Below are 17,120 nucleotides of genomic sequence, written 5' to 3' on the forward strand. Positions count from 1 at the left end.
GTAATTCGCAAGCGCAGCCCGGTCAGGCGGGCCGCTTCAAGGCGTTAACCGCCTCGCGCCACGAGGCCGCGCCCAGGATCTGCAGCAGCAGGCCATAGACCGCGATGCCGGCCCCGATCTGCAGGCCCAGCGCTACGAAGCGGACGAGGCCATGCGCGTCTGAAGGCACAAGGCCCGTGGTCAGCCAGAGCAGGGCACCCATGACCGCGGCGGCGAGCACGATCCGCGGCAGCCGTTTTCGCGCGGCAGAATCGATCGAGAAGCCGAATTCACTGGTGCCCTTCCGAAGCAGCGAGAGTGCACTGCTCCAGGCACCCGCCGCGATGCTCGCCGCGATCCCGCTTGCGCCAAAGAAATGGCCGAGCAGCACGGCGAGCACGACCGCGACCACAAAGCCCTTGGCCGTCGCGAGCAGCGGCGTCATCGTGTCGTTGCGGGCATAGAAGGCCGGCGACAGCGCCTTGATCAGCACGTGGGCCGGCAGGCCCAGCGCCAGCCACATCAAGGCATGCGCGGTCGCCGCGCTGTCCCCTGCACCGAAGGCGCCATGCTCGAACAACAGCCGCACGATCGGCTCGGCCAGCACGATCAGGCCGAGCGTTGCCGGCAGCGCTAGTCCTGTCGCAAGCTCCAGCGCCCGCGATTGCGCATGCGCCACCGCATCACGGTCACCGCCGCTCACCGCGCGCGTCAGTTCCGGCACCAGCACGGTGCCCATGGCGACGCCGACGATGCCGAGCGGCAGCTCGATCAGGCGGTTGGCGAAATAGAGCCAGGACACCGCGGACGGCGTCGCCGATGCGATGATCGCGCCCGCGACCATCAGCCATTGCGGTCCCGAGCTTGCGATCATGCCGGGGATCGCCTTGGCGAAGAAGCTGCGCATCTCCTTGTCGAAACTAACGCGCAGAGGCGTGGCGAGGCGCGCACTCCTCTGCGACAGCAGCATCAGGAGCTGCAGCAGGCCGGCGATGCCGACCGTGGCCGCCAGCAGCCACGCGGCGAAGCCGGAATCAGCGTGCCAGACCAGCAGCAAAGCGATCGCGGCGATCAGCGCGATGTTGAACAGCAGCGGCGAGAATGCCGTGAGTGCAAAGCGTCCTTGCGCGTTGAGCAGGCCCATCAGCACGGTGACGGGACCGGCGAAGGCGAGATAAGGCAGCATCAGCCGCGCGTTCTGGACTGCGAGATCGAGCGTGCCGGCACCGAGAAAGCCCGGCGCGATGACGGTCATGATCAGCGGCATCAGCAGGGCAATGCCGATCGAGATTATGATCAGCGCCGCGCTGACCGTGCCCAGCACGCGCCCGGCGAACGCCGCCGCAGCCGCCGCGCCGTCGCGGTCACGGATGCGCAGCCAGGCCGGGACCAGCGCCGCATTCAGTGCTCCCTCGCTGAGCAGCCGGCGCACCACATTGACCAGCTGGAAGGCGGCCAGGAACGCATCCGCCACGGCGCCGGTGCCGAGCAGCGCCGCGATCAGGGAATCGCGGGCAAAGCCCAGCAGCCGTGAGGCCAATGTTCCCGTCGAGACGGTCAGGAAGGAGCGGATCATCGAGGCCGTTATAATACCGTTGCTTGCCCGCGCAGGCCCGGTCGTGATAGGCCGCGAGCCAGATTTCAGGCCGACAGGAAGCGGATTTTCGCAGGGTTCGCAATCCGCCAAACAGGATCAAGGTGAATGGCTGACGTGAAATATGACGTTCTCGGCATCGGCAACGCGCTGTTCGACGTGCTTGTCCGGACCGACGAGGCCTTTTTGGCCAAGCACGGCATGACCAAGGGCAGCATGTCGCTGATCGATGAGGCGCGGGCGGCTGCCATCTACAAGGACATGGGCCCGGCCACTGAAGTCTCGGGCGGCTCGGCGGCCAACACCATCGTCGGCATCGGCAGCCTGGGGGCACGCGCCGCCTATGTCGGCAAGGTCAAGGACGACCAGATCGGCAAGCTCTACGTCCACGACATCCGCGCTGCCGGCGTCGCCTTCAACACGCCCGCCGCGAAGGACGGCCCCGCCACCGGCTGCTCCTACATCCTGGTCACCGGTGACGGCGAGCGCACCATGAACACCTATCTCGGTGCCGCGCAGGACCTTTCGCCCGCCGACATCGATCCGGCCGAGATCGCCGGCGCCGGCATCGTCTATCTCGAGGGTTATCTCTGGGACCCCAAGAACGCCAAAGACGCGTTCGTCAAGGCGGCCAAGATCGCGCATGATGCCAAGCGCAAGGTGGCGCTGACCCTGTCGGATTCCTTCTGCGTCGACCGCTATCGCGACGAGTTTCTCGCGCTGATGCGCGACGGCACCGTCGACATCGTCTTCGCCAACGAATCCGAGCTGCATTCGCTCTACATGACCTCGGATTTCGACACCGCCCTGAAGCAACTGCGCAACGACGTCAATCTCGGCGTCGTCACCCGCAGCGAGAAGGGCTGCGTGGTGGTGACACCGACCGACGCCGTCGCAGCCCCGGCCTCGCCGATCACGAAGCTGGTGGACACCACCGGCGCCGGCGATCTCTTTGCAGCGGGTTTCCTCTACGGCCTTTCGCGTAACCTCGCGCACAAGCAGTGCGGCGAGCTCGGCGCGCTCGCGGCCGCCGAAGTGATCCAGCACATCGGCGCGCGTCCGCAGGTGTCGCTGAGGGAGCTGGCCCAGCAGCGCGGCCTGACGGTTTAGGGAAGTCGGCACCAGCCTCGCTGTCATCGCCCGGCTCGACCGGGCGATCCAGTATTCCAGAGGCGGTTGTGATTGAATCGAGAAGCCGCAGTGTACTGGATTCCCCGCCTTCGCGGCGAATGACCGCCGTCGTGCGGAAAAAGGTACTCAGTCCCTCACGCGGTCTTCGCCGCCTTCAATCCCAGCCGCTGCTCCACGGCATCGCGCATCACGAATTTCTGGATCTTTCCCGTCACCGTCATCGGGAATTCATCGACGAACTCCACGTAGCGCGGGATCTTGTTGTGGGCGATCTGGCCGTCGCAGAAGGCGCGGACCTCCTCGGCCGTGAGCGTTTCGCCCGGCCTGACGCGAATCCAGGCGCAGAGCTCCTCGCCGTAGCGGGTGTCGGCGACGCCGAAGATCTGCACGTCCTGGATCTTGGGGTGACGGTACAAGAACTCCTCGATCTCGCGCGGGTAGAGGTTTTCGCCGCCGCGGATCACCAGATCCTTGATGCGGCCGACGATGTTGCAATAGCCTGATACGTCGATGGTGGCGAGGTCGCCGGTGTGCATCCAGCCATTGGCGTCGAGCACGTCGGACGTCTTTTCCTTCTCCTCCCAATAACCCAGCATGACGCTGTAGCCGCGAGTGCAGAGCTCGCCGCGTTCGCCTCGCTTGACGATCCTGCCTTCGAGATCGACGACCTTCACCTCGACATGCGGGTGAATGCGGCCGACGGTGGAGACGCGGCGCTCGAGCGGATCGTCGGTCGCGCTCTGGAAGCTCACCGGGCTGGTCTCGGTCATGCCATAGGCGATGGTGACCTCGCGCATGTTCATCTCGGTGTTGACGCGCTTCATTACCTCGATCGGGCAGGGCGCGCCCGCCATGATGCCGGTGCGCAGCGATTTCAAATTGAAATTCTTGAATTCGGGGTGGTCGAGCTCCGCGATGAACATGGTCGGCACGCCGTACAGCGCAGTGCATTTCTCCTGCTCGACCGCGCGCAGCGTCGCGAGCGGATCAAAGCCCTCGCCCGGGTAGACCATGGTGGTGCCGAGCGTGACCGAGGCAAGGTTGCCCATGACCATGCCGAAGCAATGATAGAGTGGCACCGGAATGCAGATGCGATCCTGTTCGGTCAGGCGCATCGCGCGCCCCGTGAAATAGCCGTTGTTGAGGATGTTGTGGTGGGTCAGCGTCACGCCCTTCGGCGATCCGGTGGTGCCGCTGGTGAACTGGATGTTGACGGGGTCGTCGAACTGAAGCGCAGCACCGAGCGTGGCAAGCTGCTCGCGATGCTCGGCTCTGCCCATGCGCGCGACCTCCTCGAAAGGGATCGTACCTGAGGCCGCCGGGCCGCCGATCTGGATCACCATCCGCAAGGCCGGCAATCGCGCCGCCTGCAGCTGTCCGGGCCTGGCACCCGCCAGCTCCGGCAGCAGCGTGTTGAGCATCTCCATGTAATTGCTGGTCTTGAACGCCGTCGCCGTGACGATCGCCGCGCAGCCGACCTTCTTCAGCGCGAATTCGAGCTCGCTGAGGCGGTAGGCCGGATTGATCGTCACCAGGATCAAGCCGGCTTTGGCGGCGGCGAATTGGGTCAGCGTCCATTCCGGCCGGTTCAGCGACCAGATGCCGATCCGCTCCCCGCGTTCGAGCCCGAGCGCGAGAAAGCCCGCGGCGAGCGCATCGACCCGCTCGGCGAATTCCCGCCATGTCCATCTGACACCGTGGCTGGGCGAGATCAGCGCCTCGCGATCGCCCCACCGCCGCACCGCGTGGTCGAGGCTGCGACCGATGGTGTCGCCGAGCAGCGGCGTGTCCGAGATGCCGCAAACGTAGCTGTCGGCTTTATCTGCCAGATCGTCCGCCAAGTTCGTCTCCTCAAAGCTGGTGCCTCGTGCCTGAAGCCGATGGCCTTGGGCACGAGGATATCGATTGCGGCGAAGGCGCGCGACGCCGCGCACCTCATACTAAGTGGCTAGGCCGCCTTCTGCCCGCTGCCCGCGTCGAGCCCGGCGTAGATGCCACGCTCGAAGCCCGCGAACGCCTGCAGGCACTGGGCGTCGACGAACGGCAACACCTGCATCAGGATGACGCCGGAAATATCGCGTGCCGGGTCGATCCAGAAATAGGTGTTGGCAAGACCGGCCCAGGCGAGGCTGCCGGCGCTGCGGCCTTCTGGCGTCTTGGCGGTGTTGATCAGGAAGGAGAGCCCCCACTTCTTCACGATGTCGGGGAAGAGATCGACGTCGTTGGTGTACATGGGCGCCACTGTCGTCATCTTGCCAATCGTGAGATCACCGATGTGGTTCTGGCCCATCAGCGCGACCGTCTCGGGCTTCAGCACCTGGTTGCCGTTTCCGCGGCCCTTGTTGAGGACCATCTGGGTGAACTTGATGTAGTCGCCGGCCGTGCTGTAGAGGCCGCCGCCCCCCATGTGGAATTCCGGATTCTGTTCGATCTCGAACGGAATCGGCGCCAGCGATCCATCCTCGCCGCGTGCGTGCGTGGCGACCAGGCGCTGGCGCATGTCGTCGGTGATCTTGAAGGCAGTGTCGTTCATGCCGAGCGGTGTGAACATGTGATCGCGCAAGTAAGCATCGAGACGTTTGCCGCTCACGGCTTCCACCGCCTTGCCGACGAAGTCGATGTTGATGCCATATTCCCAGCGCGTGCCGGGATCGGACATGATCGGCGTCTTCAGCGCAACGTTCTGGCAGGAGAAGATGTTCGGCGTTCCGGTCTTCTCCAGATATTGCGCGCAATCGCCGTTCCAAACGTTGTAGGCAAACCCGGCAGTGTGGGTCATGAGATGGCGCAGCGTGATCGCGCCCTTCGCCGGCCGCAGTTTTGGTTCGCCATTGGCATCAAAACCTTCGAGCACCTGCGGCTTGGCGAGATCGGGCAACACTTCACTGATCGGCGTATCCAGCGACAGCTTGCCCTGCTCGACCAGCTGCATCGCGCCCGCCGATGTCACCGCCTTCGTCATCGAGGCGATCCAGAACACGCTGTCCGCCGTCATCGCGTCGGGCTTGGACAGGTCGCGCTTGCCGAATGCGCCCTGATACAGCACGTCCTTACCGCTGGCGGCGATGGCGACGACCCCGGGAATCTCCTTGGCGTCGCTCTTCTGACGCAGAATCTCGTCGATCTCAGCTTTGCTTTGCATGGCGTTTCCTCGAGTTTGATTATTGTTGGCAGTGATCGATTGTCCTCCCGCACGCTCCGTGCGGCAAGCGCGTCGAGGTGCCCGCGGCGGTCGCGATGTCGTGACTTGACGGTCCGTGCCACACGCAGGACGACAGGCAGGCCGAACGGCAACACTCCGTCACAATCTGCGGTGGATGGCCGCATCTCGCCGTGACCGTGAATGGGCGCTGGCGATATGATTCCTGTGTTTGAAGCACTTGAAACATTTTGTGCGTTGCGGCGTTCAGCACTCGGCCAATCGACGGCCGACGTTAAGACTTGATGCAAATTTGGCGGTCGCCAAGCGGCCGCGAGGGGGACCTCAGATGATTTCGACCTGGAGCGAATGGAAGCGCTATCCCCGTCCCGGACGGGGCGAGAACCTGGAGGCGCCGATTTCGCCAGGGATCTACGAGGTGCGCATCGCCGGGACCGGCGCGCTCTATTCCTTCGGCGCAGTCGACAATCTGGCGCAGGCGCTGGCGCTGCTGCCGGTGGGCTCCAAGAACTGGTTCGGCCGCCGCAACCCGTCCGACGTTCCCGATCTCGAATACCGTACCTGCGCAACCTCGTCGAAGGCCGACGCCAAGGCCGCGGCGGAACGGATGATCGGCCGCCGCGAGACCTATATGAGCGGCGCGGCCTAAGGCCGCTGCCGGTTTAGCTCCCATCAGATGTGCGTTGGGGGACGGTGCATTGCGCGCTGCTTGTCCCTATATTCCGGCCGATCCGATCGCCCCGAAATGATCGTTCGAGGAGTAACGCCATGACCCCGCCCGCTGCCGCACGCGCCACGCAAGCCACCGCCACCCTGCGCGACCGGTTGAAAGACCCCTCGCTCCTGAAGGAGGCCTGCTACATCGACGGCGCCTGGGTCGGCACGCCGGTCTTTGCCGTCAACAATCCCGCCAACGGCGTCGAGCTTGCAAAAGTGCCGCAGCTTGGTGCCGACGATACCACAAAGGCGGTCGAGGCCGCTCAGCGTGCCTTTCCGGCCTGGGCCAAGCACACCGCCAAGCAGCGCTCCAACATCCTGCGCAAATGGTTCGAGCTGATCATCGCCAACCGCGAGGATCTCGCGCTGATCCTCACCTCCGAGCAGGGCAAGCCGCTTTCGGAGGCGCTCGGCGAGGTCGATATCGGTGCGGCCTATATCGAGTTCTTCGCGGAGGAAGCCCGCCGCGTCTATGGCGAGACCATTCCGACGCAGCGGCCGGACGCGCGGCTGCTCGCGATCAAGCAGCCGATCGGCGTCTGCGGCGCGATCACGCCGTGGAATTTCCCGAACTCCATGATCACCCGCAAGGTCTCCCCGGCGCTCGCCGCCGGCTGCACCGTGGTGCTCAAGCCCGCCAATGAAACGCCGCTCTCGGCGCTGGCGCTGGCCGTGCTGGCCGAGAAGGCCGGTATCCCCAAGGGCGTGCTCAACATCATCACCGGTGATGCGCCGCCGATCGGCAAGGTGCTGTGTGAGCATCCGGCGGTGCGCTTCGTCGGCTTCACCGGCTCGACCGCGGTCGGCAAGATCCTCTACCAGCAGGCCTCCGTCGGCGTGAAGCGGCTTGGCCTCGAGCTCGGCGGCAATGCGCCCTTCGTGGTGTTCGACGACGCCGATATCGACGCTGCGGTCGAAGGCGCCATCGTCTCGAAATATCGCAACATGGGCCAGACCTGCGTCTGCGCCAACCGGCTCTACGCTCAGGACAAGATCTACGACGAGTTCGTGCAGAAGCTGTCGAAGAAAGTCGCCGCGATGAAGATCGGTGATGGCACCGAGAGCGGCGTCACGCAGGGGCCGCTGATCAACCTGAAGGCGGTCGACAAGGTCGAGCGCCACATTGCGGATGCGGTCAAGCGCGGCGCCAAGGTCGTCACTGGTGGCAAGCGCAGCGAGCTCGGACGCTCCTTCTTCGAGCCGACCGTCCTTGCCGACGTCAAGCCGGACTCGCTAGTGTCGCAGGAGGAAACCTTCGGCCCGCTCGCGCCGGTGATCCGCTTCAAGGACGAAGCCGATGTGGTCGCGATGTGCAACGCCTCGCCGTTTGGCCTGGCGTCGTATTTCTACTCCCGCGATCTCGGCCGCGTCTGGCGCGTCGCCGAAGCGCTGGAGTCTGGCATGGTCGGCGTCAACACCGGTCTCATCACCACGGAAGTCGCGCCCTTCGGCGGCGTCAAGGAAAGCGGCCTGGGACGCGAAGGCTCACGTCACGGCATGGAAGAATATGTCGAGATCAAATACGTGATGATGGCGGGGGTGTGACCGGCAATCGAGGCTCCCGCGCCGGCGATTTGGACTCGCCGGCGCGAATGCATCAGCGGCACACGTAGGCGCCGTTCACATAGACGCGGACGCATGCTGCGCCGGCAGCTGCCGCACCCACAGCCGCGCCACCGACGACCGCGCGCCGCGTGGTTCGGCGTGCGACGCCGGCGACGCTCGCTGGGGTGGCCGGTCGGCCGACCCTGGCTTCGGCGCTTGAAACGCCGAGTGCGATACCGGTGCCGTTCGACCAGTTCGCCGAGCCGAACATTCCGCAGCCCAGAACGGCTGCAACAAGTAGCATTCGCTTGGTGCCGACCAGCCTCATGGCAATCTCCCTCGTTGTGTCAAAGCCGAGTGAGCAGCATTCCTCCGCCATTCGCTTCCGGTTTGATCTGGATCAATGCAGCCGAGGACTTGCAGAGCGGCTTGCTCGCTGCTGCGAGGCGCGGGACTTTCGGCGGAGGCGCGAAATGTGGAAGGCGGCTCGAAGGCCGCCTCCCGCCCGTGCGCCTATGTCGTTACTGGCAGCGATACATCCGGCCGTCTTCCATCTTGGTCATCGTACCGGGCGTGCAGACCATGCCGTTTCGCTTGCGCCAGTCATCCGGCGAGTAGGCGTAAGACGCGTAGGGGCCGCTCCCCGCATAGTAACCCGGACCGGTCCCCCATCCCGGCGACGTTGCGGCAACCGCGGCGGCCGTGCCAACTGCTGCGGCGCCTGCGCGGACTGCTGCGGCAGCACCGTAGCCGTATGCGGCGCGCCGAGTCTGTCGACGCGCCACGCCGGCAACGCTCACCGGAGTCAGCGGGCGGCCGACCCGCGCCTGTGCATTGTCGACCGACATCGAGACGCCGTGCTCCTCAGACCACGCGAAGGAGAACAACGCCGCGCAGGCAAAGGTCGAGGCTGCTATGGCAATTCTTGTCACACGTGTAGGTGTCATGCTTCTTCTCCATGGCTGTCTTCCAAATGCGCCTTCGCTGTCCAGGGGCGGTGTCCCTGGACGTCTTCGTCGCGCTGGTCTGGAGCGGCGTGCAACCGAAGCCGTTTGCGCTCAGCGCAAGCGGCGGCAGGAGCGATTGCGAGAGGAGACGCTTCATCGGAGGCACGCCGTGTCGTGCTTTGGAGAGCCATGGATCATATGGGAAATCGGTGAGGGGCGCTATTGTGCCGACGTGCCTCAATGGGTCACGCCAACTGCCTTATCATGGGGTAGCGCCGCAGCACTTACATCGCGGAAACAGCCTGGATTGCTTCGTCGCAAGGGCTCCCGCAATGAAGGAGTGAGTGACAACAGCCGGACTTAAATCTTCAGCTCTTTCCCCGTCACGCGACGATACGCTTCCAGATACCGCTTGCTGGTCGCCTCCACCACGCTTGCCGGCAGTGGCGGCGGCGGGGCGTCACCGTTCCAGCGGCCGGCGCGGCGCTCGACGTCGAGATAGTCGCGCAAGGGCTGCTTGTCGAAGCTGGCCTGCGGCTGGCCGGGCTTGTAGGCATCGACCGCCCAGAAGCGTGAGGAATCCGGTGTCATCACCTCGTCGATCAGGATGATGCGGCCGTCCTTGTCGCGGCCGAATTCGAACTTGGTGTCGGCGATGATGATGCCCTGCTCGCGCGCCAATTCCTCACCGAGCGTGTAGATCGCACGCGTCATGCTCTCGAGCGTGTAGGCAACCTCGTCGCCGACGACCTCGCGCATCTTCGCGATGGTGATGTTCTCGTCGTGGCCGGTCTCGGCCTTGGTCGCCGGGCTGAAGATCGACGGCTCCAGCTTTTCGCTCTCGACGAGGCCCGCCTTCAGCTTCTCGCCGGCGAGCGTGCCGCTGGCGGCGTATTCCTTCCAGGCCGAGCCCGAGAGATAACCACGGATCACGCATTCGATCGGAAACACGGTGGTGCGGCGGGACAGCATGGCGCGGCCGAGGATCTCGGCGCGGTGCGGCTTCAAGGCCGGCACGGCGGCCATGATCTCGTCGGTGTCGGCGCTGATCATGTGATGCGGCACCACGCCTTCGAGCTCGTTGAACCAGAACGCGCTGATTTGCGTCAGCACCGCGCCCTTCATCGGGATGGTCTCGCCCATCACCACGTCGAAGGCGCTGATGCGATCGGTGGTGACGAGCAGCAGGCGATCGTCGTCGACGGCGTAGATATCGCGCACCTTGCCGCGTCCGATCTTGGGCAGGGGCAGGTCGCTGGAGAGCATGGTGGTCATCGCAAAGCTTTCGCAGACTTGGCTATCAGGCAGGACATCCGGCCGCACTGGACGGCACGGCCGGCAACCGGATTAGCCTATTCCGGTAGCGGAATGAACTCATGTTCCTGCGGAACTGCAGCGAAACGGCCGGTTTTCCAGTCCTGCTTGGCCTGCTCGATCCGCTCCTTGCTGGAGGATACGAAATTCCACCAGACGTGGCGCGGCCCCTCCAGCGCATCGCCGCCGAGAAACATCATCCGGGTGGGCCTCACGGCCTTCACGGTGATGCGGTCGCCCGGGCGGAAGATCAGAAGCCGCGGCGCCTCGTAACGCTCGTTTGCGATCTCGACCTCGCCGTCGACGATATAGATCGCGCGCTCCTCATGATCGGGATCGAGCGGCACGCTCGCGCCGGCGGCAGCCGTGACCTCGGTGTAGAACCAGGGCGAGACCATCGTCACGGGCGACGTGATGCCGAACGACGAGCCGGCGATCACCCGCGCGGTGAAATCGCGCTCCGAGATCATCGGCAAATCGCCGGCGCCGTAATGCTGGAACGACGGCGCGATCTCTTCCGATCCCGCCGGCAGCGCGATCCAGCTTTGCAGGCCCAGCATCTTCTGGCCCGAGGAGCGCTGCGCTTCCGGCGTGCGCTCGGAATGCGCGATGCCGCGCCCGGCCGTCATCAAATTCATCGCGCCGGGCGCGATCTCCTGGACGTTGCCCTCGCTGTCGCGATGCATGATAGCGCCGTCGAACAGGTAGGTCACGGTGGCAAGCCCGATATGCGGATGCGGCCGCACGTCCATGCCCTTGCCGGAAACGAACTGCACCGGTCCGAAATGATCGAAGAAGATGAAGGGCCCGACCATCTGCCGCTTGCCATGCGGCAGCGCGCGTCGCACCGCGAATCCGTCGCCGAGATCGCGCGTGCGCGGCACGATGACGAGATCGAGCGCATCGCAGGACATGGGATCGCCGAGCACGGGATCGTTCGAGGGTTGCCAGCTCATGGTGGACTCCTTCTGTATCTTTGTGAGCTTGATCTTAGCAGAGTTTGTCGTCGTCGTGGCAAAGGCCGCCGGCAAACTCCGCTGTCATTCCCCGCGAAAGCGGGGAATCCAGTACGCCGGGGCTCTTCGGTTCAATTATAACTGTCTCGGAGTACTGGATCGCCCGGTCGAGCCGGGCGATGACAGTTGTGAGTGAGGATGGTCCTTGAAAAAATAACGCCAACGAACGATGTTCGGCAGGTTCCAACCACTCCCGTTCGCCCCAGCCGATGACCCTTGCCGCAACCGAGCTCGCCTTCCGCGCTGCCAGCGTTGCGCTGCTACTGATGCTGGCGGCGTCGCTGTTGCACGACTTTCGCAATGTGCTGGCAGCCCGCCTCGGCGCCGCCTTCGCGTTCAGCTCGGCCGCGCATGCGGTGAGCTATTCGGTGGATGTCACCTCGCCGATCGCGCTCTGGCATGCACCGCTGATCGCGTTGTCGACTGGCACCATCGTAGTGTTCTGGCTGTTCACACGCTCCCTGTTCGACGACGAGTTTCACCTCCGCTGGTGGCACGGATGGGTCTGGGCGCTGGTGACGGCCTTCAGCTTCGCAGGCTGCGTCTGGATTGCGCCCAGCGGCCATGTGCGCTTCTCGGTGACGGTGGTCAATCTGATCGTGCTCGGTTTCATCGCCCTTGCGGTCGGGCAGATGATCGCCTCCTGGCCGTCTGACCTGGTCGAGCGCCGCCGCAGCGCTCGTGTCTTCGTCGTCTGTGCAACCGCGCTCTATGGCGGGCTGAACGCGGTGCTCCAGATCGCCGTCGTCGGCCACCAGGTCGGCGATGTCGCCGAAACCATCAATGCCGGCGTGCTCGCCTGCACCGTCGCGGCAATCGTCTATGCCATGATGCGCATCGATGGCGCGGACCTGTTTCCGGCCGCGGTGGCGCCCGCCCCGCCGGTAGTTTTCAGTCAGCCTGCGGCCGATGAATCCGCCGATCAAAAACTCATCGACGCCCTGATGCGACTGATGGCGGGCGAGCGGATCTATCGTCAGGAGAACATCACCATCGGCGTGCTGGCGGGCCGGCTGAAAATTCCGGAATACCGGCTGCGCCGGCTGATCAACCAGCGGCTCGGTTATCGCAACTTCAATGTGTTCCTGAACAACCACCGGATCGAGGAGGCCAAGGCTGCGCTCGCCGATGCCACCCAGGCCGAGGTTCCCGTCATCACCATCGCGATGGACGCCGGCTTCCAGTCGCTGGGTCCGTTCAACCGCGCCTTCAAGGCCGTGACCGGGGTGACGCCGACGGAATATCGCCGGCTCAAGGCTGACGCGGCCTAGATTTTTAGATCTTTGAAATCACGTAAGAATTCCGAAATCGACGAGCCTCGATCACTTTCGACGAGGTCGTTTTTCAAATCCGGCGAGCGCGTATCGCCTGCATCCGGCCTGCTCTCCCGCACTCGCCCGAAAGCCGGAGAAAGCCCGTGACTCGCCGCCGCAAGATCATTCTCCTCACCACCACCATCGCCTGTGCCGGCCTCGCGCTCGGCGCCGCACGCGCCCGCGACGCGCCGAAGGTTGCGACCGGCTTCATCGCCCACACGCTCTGCTCGGAGACCTTCGTCTCCGGCCTCGATCTCATGCGCGACCTCGCCGAGACCACCGACGCGATGCCGGGCGCGGGTCTGCTCACCTGGGCGATGGATCTTCGGGTCGATCGCACGCGCAAGGATGTCACGGTGTCCCTGTTCGGAATCGGCCGCAGCCATGCCGTCTATCGCGAGGGACTTGGTTGCACGCTCGAACACGGGCAGGGGATCGCTGATGTCGCGTTGCCGCCGGACGACAAGCAGCCCGCGCTGCTCCCCGAGATCGCCGGCCCGGGGATCGTGCCGCCGCAGAGCGAGGGCCTGGCAGCCGTGCTCGACCGCGCCTTTGCCGAGCCCACGCAGCCGCCTTATCGCCGCACCCGCGCTATCGTTGTCATGAAGGCCGGCCGGATCATCGCCGAGCGCTATGCCGACGGCATCGGGCCGGAGACGCAACTGCTTGGTTTCTCCATGACGAAGTCGGTGATGTCGGCCCTGACAGGCATTCTGGTGCGCCAGGGCAAGTTGAAGCTCGACGGGCCCGTGCCCGTCGCTGCCTGGCAAAATCTGGATGATCCGCGTCATCCGATCACCGTCGATCAATTGCTGCGTCACACCGCGGGCATTGCGCTTGGAAGCTCGCTGGAGGCCTCGCTCGGTTCCACGCTGGAACCGGTCAACACCATGAAATACGCCGAAGACGATATGGCCAGCTTTGCCGAGCGCGCGCCGCTTGCAACCGCGCCGGGCACGGCGTGGAATTATCACGACGGCAACTTCCTCATCCTCGCGCATCTGCTGCGTGATGCCGCCGGCGGCAAGCCCGCCGATGCGCTCCGCTTCGCGCGCCGCGAATTGTTCGCGCCACTCGGCATGGTCAACGTCACGCTTCAGCTCGACGCTTCAGGCACGATCGAGGGCTCCGGCGAAATGCTGGCCTCTGCGCGCGACTGGGCGCGCTTCGGCCAGCTCTATCTCAACGACGGCATAGCCGGCGGCAAGCGTATCCTGCCCGAGGGCTGGGTGAATTATTCCGCGTCAGCCACGCCAAATGCCTGGGCCGGCATCGGCGCCGGCTTCTGGACCAACCAGGGCAGCAGCATTGGTGCGAAGTTTCGCATCGCGCACGGCTGGCCGCGCGATGCCTTCTTCGCCAAGGGCACGATCGGGCAGTACGCGATCATGATCCCGTCGGAGAAGCTGGTGATCGTGCGCCTCGGTCGCTCGCCGAACGGGCCGCTGGGGGCGGATGGCGTGTTCGATTTGGTGCGTGATGTGGTGGCCGCGACGTGCGAGAAGGGAAAGCTGGCGGGGACGAACTAGGCGGCTGTTATCGCCCCAGCTCCGTCGCCTTGGCCACGCGGTCGAAACGCTCCAGCGTCATGATCGCATCCGCGAATTTTTCCGCGCGCGCGTTGAGCACGGGGCGCGCGAGCGTCAGGAATTTCTGCTGCATCGCCTGCGCGTCCGGGAACGAATTCGGCTCGCCGGAGGGATCCGCATAGAGCCGCTCATGCACGCCATCGTCCGTCGTGATGCTGACGCGGGCGCCGAACGGATGGGTGCGTCCGATCTCGAGCCGGTCGTCCTGCACCACCTCGAACTTGTCGGCGAGCGCGTCGATCGCGGCGTCGCCAAGGCGGTTATAGTCGTCCCAGCCGAACGAACCCTGGTCGAGCGCGAGCGCGCCGGTGAAGAACATCGAGAACTGGCCGCCGACGATCGAGGTCGGATGACGCTTGGTCGCAGCATCGCCGGTCAGTGTGATGCCGTTGCGATGCAGGCCGATCTCGACGCGCTTGACCTGGTCGGGCGTCAGATTGTGCTCACGCCGCATCGCGATCAGCGCATCGATCGCCGCATGGGTGTAGCGGCAGCTCGGATATGGCTTCACGCCGATCTTCATGGTCTCGTAGGTCTTGCCAAGCTCGGCGACCGCCTTGTCCGGATGAGCATCGTCGGTGTAGCCGGCGAGCAGGCCGTGCTTGCCTTCGACCGATTCGGTCGCGCCGACGAAATCGTTGCGCGCCAGCGTCGCGGCGATCACGCCGTTCATCGCGGCGGCGCCGACCTGGTAGCGCTTATTCCAGGCGCCGTTGACCAGGAACTGCAGCGAACCCGCGGCCTGGCTGCCGGAGACGCCGAAAGCGGCAATGAGCTGCTGCTCGGAGAGGCCGAACAGTTTTCCGGCCGCCGCGGCAGCGCCATAGGTGCCGGCGGTCGCGGTCGGGTGGAAGCCGCGCGCATAATGCGAGGTCGGATCGAGCGCGTTGCCGAGCCGGCAGCAGACCTCATAGCCCGCGACGATCGCGGTCAGCACCTCGCGGCCCGAAGCGCCGACCATCTCGCCGACGGCGAAGGCGGCCGGAACGACCGGCGCACTCGGATGCAGCGAGGAATCGGCGTGGGTATCGTCGAAATCGAGGGAATGGCCGAGCGCGCCATTGAGCAGCGCCGCGACCGCCGGCGTCCAGGTCTTGGTGTCGCCGAACACGGTGGATTCGCCCTTGGTGTCGAGCGCCAGCGCCTCCAGCATCTTCAGTATCGACGGGGTCGATTCCGCTTCCCGCCTGGCCCGGATCGCGCTGCCGAGGAAGTCCAGCGTCAGCACTTTTGCGCGATCCAGCACCTCCGCCGGAATATCCTGGTATTTCAGGTTGAAGACGTAGGCGGCGAGCGTTGCGGTTTCGTGGGCCATCGTGTTTCCTCGTTTTGGCGCGCAAGTTAGGCGGGCTGATTTGGCCTTTCAAGCGGCCTTGCGGCCGCGGGCATCAGCCATGCTTTTGCTTGGCCTGAGAAGATTTGGCCTGAGAAGATTGGGACGTCTGACGATGGCATTCGCAGGACAGGCGTGGGAGCGGATCAGGTCGCGGCGGACGCAACTCGGGCTGGCGATCCGGGTCACGGTGGCCGCGACCGCGGCCTATGCGCTCGCCACGGCGCTGCATCTGCTATTGCCGCTCTGGGCGGTGCTGACCTCACTGATCGTGACCCAGATGAGCGTCGGCCGCTCGTTGAAGGCGACGCGCGACTACATGCTCGGCACCATCGGCGGTGCCATCTATGGCGGCGCCATCGCGATCCTGATCCCCTATTCCAGCGAAGCCGGCCTATTGGGGCTCCTGGTGCTCTCGGTCGCGCCGCTCGCCTTCATCGCCGCGATCAATCCGAGCCTCAGCGCCGCCACCGTGACCGCCGTGATCGTGCTCCTGGTTCCGACCATGCATCACTCCGATCCCATGACCTCGGCGATCGACCGTGTCAGCGAGGTCGCGGTCGGCGCCATCACGGGATTGCTGGTGTCGTTCCTGGTGCTGCCCTCGCGCGCGGTGCGGCAGATCCGTGCCAGCGCCGCGATCCTGCTTGAGCTGATCGCCGATGCTTTCACTGAGCTGCTTGCGGGCCTCACCCGCGGCCGCGATAACGACGCGCTGCACCGGATCCAGGACGGGATCGGCACCGCGATGGTTGGTCTCAATGCCATCGGCAGTGAAGCCGAGCGCGAGCGCGCCGCGCGGCTGTCGAGCGGTCCCGACACCGGTCCGCTGCTGCGAACGGTCCTGCGCCTGCGCCATGACGTCGTGATGATCGGCCGCGCTACGGTGGTGCCGTTGCCGATCGAAGTGCAGACGCGGCTCGCAGCTCCGCTGACGGAGGTCTCTACGGTGATCGCGCGCTTCCTGCGTTCGGCCGCGGCGGCCTTGCGTGAAGGCGCCGGCGCGCCGCCGATCCATCCCGTCCACGTCGCGCTCCAGCACTACGCCGAAGCGGTTGCATCCGTCCGGCACGACGGCCTGATCCGTGGCCACGCCGGCGACACTGCCGAACGCTTCTTCGCACTCGGCTTCTCTCTGGAGCAGATGCACCAGAATCTCTGCGACCTCGATCGCGTGGTCGGCGAATGGTCGGAGGCCTCGGCCGACAAGTCCGCGCGCGTTGCGGAGTGAGTTCGGGCACGTCCTCGTAAACGTCGGCTTTCGACAGCAATGCGCACATCGCGCGGCGTGGCTCTGATCGACTGCCTGCGACCTTGCACGCGCTGGGTTCCATCGGGTCATGCTGCTGACGCAATCTCTGTCTTAGTCGGTGTGAAGCTAAAACACTACGTGAGGGCCACTCCGGTTCCCACGACGGTTCCGTAGCCAGGGGTTGGCTCGAATCCGCAAAACGATTGGCGCAAGTTCATGAACGCTTC

13 protein-coding genes and 1 pseudogene are annotated in these 17,120 nt (G+C 65.1%); 6 read left to right on the forward strand and 8 right to left on the reverse strand.

Annotated elements, in window-relative coordinates; all coding sequences use genetic code 11:
- Positions 1 to 22 precede the first annotated feature (22 nt).
- Positions 23 to 1,555: a murein biosynthesis integral membrane protein MurJ gene (gene murJ, locus RAD04_RS14795; protein WP_461624344.1), complete on the reverse strand. Its 1,533-nt coding sequence runs from the start codon at positions 1,553 to 1,555 to the stop codon at positions 23 to 25.
- A 126-nt stretch (positions 1,556 to 1,681) separates the two neighbouring features.
- Between murJ and RAD04_RS14800 the strand changes: the two genes are divergently transcribed.
- Entirely contained in the window at positions 1,682 to 2,683 is a 1,002-nt protein-coding gene (locus RAD04_RS14800) for an adenosine kinase (protein WP_461624345.1), read from the forward strand.
- Positions 2,684 to 2,838: 155 nt separating this feature from the next.
- Here the strand turns inward: RAD04_RS14800 and RAD04_RS14805 are convergent, their stop codons facing one another.
- Positions 2,839 to 4,533 (reverse strand): AMP-binding protein, encoded by a 1,695-nt coding sequence (locus tag RAD04_RS14805; RefSeq protein ID WP_461624405.1) that lies wholly within the window; start codon positions 4,531 to 4,533, stop codon positions 2,839 to 2,841.
- A gap of 119 nt (positions 4,534 to 4,652) precedes the next feature.
- Entirely contained in the window at positions 4,653 to 5,846 is a 1,194-nt protein-coding gene (locus RAD04_RS14810) for a serine hydrolase domain-containing protein (RefSeq protein ID WP_461624346.1), read from the reverse strand.
- A gap of 346 nt (positions 5,847 to 6,192) precedes the next feature.
- Between RAD04_RS14810 and RAD04_RS14815 the strand changes: the two genes are divergently transcribed.
- Together RAD04_RS14815 and RAD04_RS14820 are read left to right on the forward strand one after the other, a co-directional pair.
- Positions 6,193 to 6,513: a hypothetical protein gene (locus tag RAD04_RS14815; protein ID WP_018319440.1), complete on the forward strand. Its 321-nt coding sequence runs from the start codon at positions 6,193 to 6,195 to the stop codon at positions 6,511 to 6,513.
- A 119-nt stretch (positions 6,514 to 6,632) separates the two neighbouring features.
- Positions 6,633 to 8,126 carry an NAD-dependent succinate-semialdehyde dehydrogenase gene (locus RAD04_RS14820; protein ID WP_461624347.1) on the forward strand — a complete coding sequence of 498 codons (1,494 nt, stop codon included), beginning with the start codon at positions 6,633 to 6,635 and terminating at the stop codon, positions 8,124 to 8,126.
- Between the two features lie 52 nt (positions 8,127 to 8,178).
- On the opposite strand, the gene RAD04_RS14825 is transcribed toward RAD04_RS14820, so the two are convergent.
- The 4 genes and pseudogenes from RAD04_RS14825 to RAD04_RS14840 all read right to left on the reverse strand — a co-directional run bounded on the left by RAD04_RS14825 (position 8,179) and on the right by RAD04_RS14840 (position 11,343).
- Complete coding sequence (locus RAD04_RS14825) at positions 8,179 to 8,454, reverse strand: hypothetical protein (protein WP_104464997.1); 276 nt, start codon at positions 8,452 to 8,454, stop codon at positions 8,179 to 8,181.
- 429 nt (positions 8,455 to 8,883) lie between these two features.
- Positions 8,884 to 9,073: pseudogene (locus tag RAD04_RS14830) on the reverse strand (hypothetical protein); the annotation flags it as partial.
- A 360-nt stretch (positions 9,074 to 9,433) separates the two neighbouring features.
- Positions 9,434 to 10,348: a phosphoribosylaminoimidazolesuccinocarboxamide synthase gene (locus tag RAD04_RS14835; RefSeq protein WP_461624348.1), complete on the reverse strand. Its 915-nt coding sequence runs from the start codon at positions 10,346 to 10,348 to the stop codon at positions 9,434 to 9,436.
- Positions 10,349 to 10,425: 77 nt separating this feature from the next.
- Positions 10,426 to 11,343, reverse strand: coding sequence for a pirin family protein (locus RAD04_RS14840; RefSeq protein ID WP_461624349.1), 918 nt, complete (start codon positions 11,341 to 11,343; stop codon positions 10,426 to 10,428).
- A gap of 269 nt (positions 11,344 to 11,612) precedes the next feature.
- Here RAD04_RS14840 and RAD04_RS14845 point away from each other — a divergent pair, with 269 nt between their 5' ends.
- Together RAD04_RS14845 and RAD04_RS14850 are read left to right on the forward strand one after the other, a co-directional pair.
- Complete coding sequence (locus tag RAD04_RS14845; protein WP_461624350.1) at positions 11,613 to 12,674, forward strand: helix-turn-helix domain-containing protein; 1,062 nt, start codon at positions 11,613 to 11,615, stop codon at positions 12,672 to 12,674.
- A 146-nt stretch (positions 12,675 to 12,820) separates the two neighbouring features.
- Positions 12,821 to 14,248, forward strand: coding sequence for a serine hydrolase domain-containing protein (locus tag RAD04_RS14850; RefSeq protein ID WP_461624351.1), 1,428 nt, complete (start codon positions 12,821 to 12,823; stop codon positions 14,246 to 14,248).
- Positions 14,249 to 14,255: 7 nt separating this feature from the next.
- Here the strand turns inward: RAD04_RS14850 and RAD04_RS14855 are convergent, their stop codons facing one another.
- Positions 14,256 to 15,623 carry an MmgE/PrpD family protein gene (locus tag RAD04_RS14855; protein WP_461624352.1) on the reverse strand — a complete coding sequence of 456 codons (1,368 nt, stop codon included), beginning with the start codon at positions 15,621 to 15,623 and terminating at the stop codon, positions 14,256 to 14,258.
- 133 nt (positions 15,624 to 15,756) lie between these two features.
- Between RAD04_RS14855 and RAD04_RS14860 the strand changes: the two genes are divergently transcribed.
- Positions 15,757 to 16,872, forward strand: a complete 1,116-nt coding sequence (locus tag RAD04_RS14860) for an FUSC family protein (RefSeq protein WP_461624353.1) — start codon at positions 15,757 to 15,759, stop codon at positions 16,870 to 16,872.
- Positions 16,873 to 17,120 lie beyond the last annotated feature (248 nt).

The sequence above is a fragment of the Bradyrhizobium sp. 25ACV genome (assembly GCF_054863005.1).

What these genes read in the sequence shown, in the direction of transcription:
- murJ (WP_461624344.1), bottom strand. Translation starts at nt 1,555, where the DNA reads ATGATCCGCTCCTTCCTGACCGTCTCGACGGGAACATTGGCCTCACGG.
- RAD04_RS14800 (WP_461624345.1), top strand. Translation starts at nt 1,682, where the DNA reads ATGGCTGACGTGAAATATGACGTTCTCGGCATCGGCAACGCGCTGTTC.
- RAD04_RS14810 (WP_461624346.1), bottom strand. Translation starts at nt 5,846, where the DNA reads ATGCAAAGCAAAGCTGAGATCGACGAGATTCTGCGTCAGAAGAGCGAC.
- RAD04_RS14815 (WP_018319440.1), top strand. Translation starts at nt 6,193, where the DNA reads ATGATTTCGACCTGGAGCGAATGGAAGCGCTATCCCCGTCCCGGACGG.
- RAD04_RS14820 (WP_461624347.1), top strand. Translation starts at nt 6,633, where the DNA reads ATGACCCCGCCCGCTGCCGCACGCGCCACGCAAGCCACCGCCACCCTG.
- RAD04_RS14825 (WP_104464997.1), bottom strand. Translation starts at nt 8,454, where the DNA reads ATGAGGCTGGTCGGCACCAAGCGAATGCTACTTGTTGCAGCCGTTCTG.
- RAD04_RS14835 (WP_461624348.1), bottom strand. Translation starts at nt 10,348, where the DNA reads ATGACCACCATGCTCTCCAGCGACCTGCCCCTGCCCAAGATCGGACGC.
- RAD04_RS14840 (WP_461624349.1), bottom strand. Translation starts at nt 11,343, where the DNA reads ATGAGCTGGCAACCCTCGAACGATCCCGTGCTCGGCGATCCCATGTCC.
- RAD04_RS14845 (WP_461624350.1), top strand. Translation starts at nt 11,613, where the DNA reads ATGACCCTTGCCGCAACCGAGCTCGCCTTCCGCGCTGCCAGCGTTGCG.
- RAD04_RS14855 (WP_461624352.1), bottom strand. Translation starts at nt 15,623, where the DNA reads ATGGCCCACGAAACCGCAACGCTCGCCGCCTACGTCTTCAACCTGAAA.
- RAD04_RS14860 (WP_461624353.1), top strand. Translation starts at nt 15,757, where the DNA reads ATGGCATTCGCAGGACAGGCGTGGGAGCGGATCAGGTCGCGGCGGACG.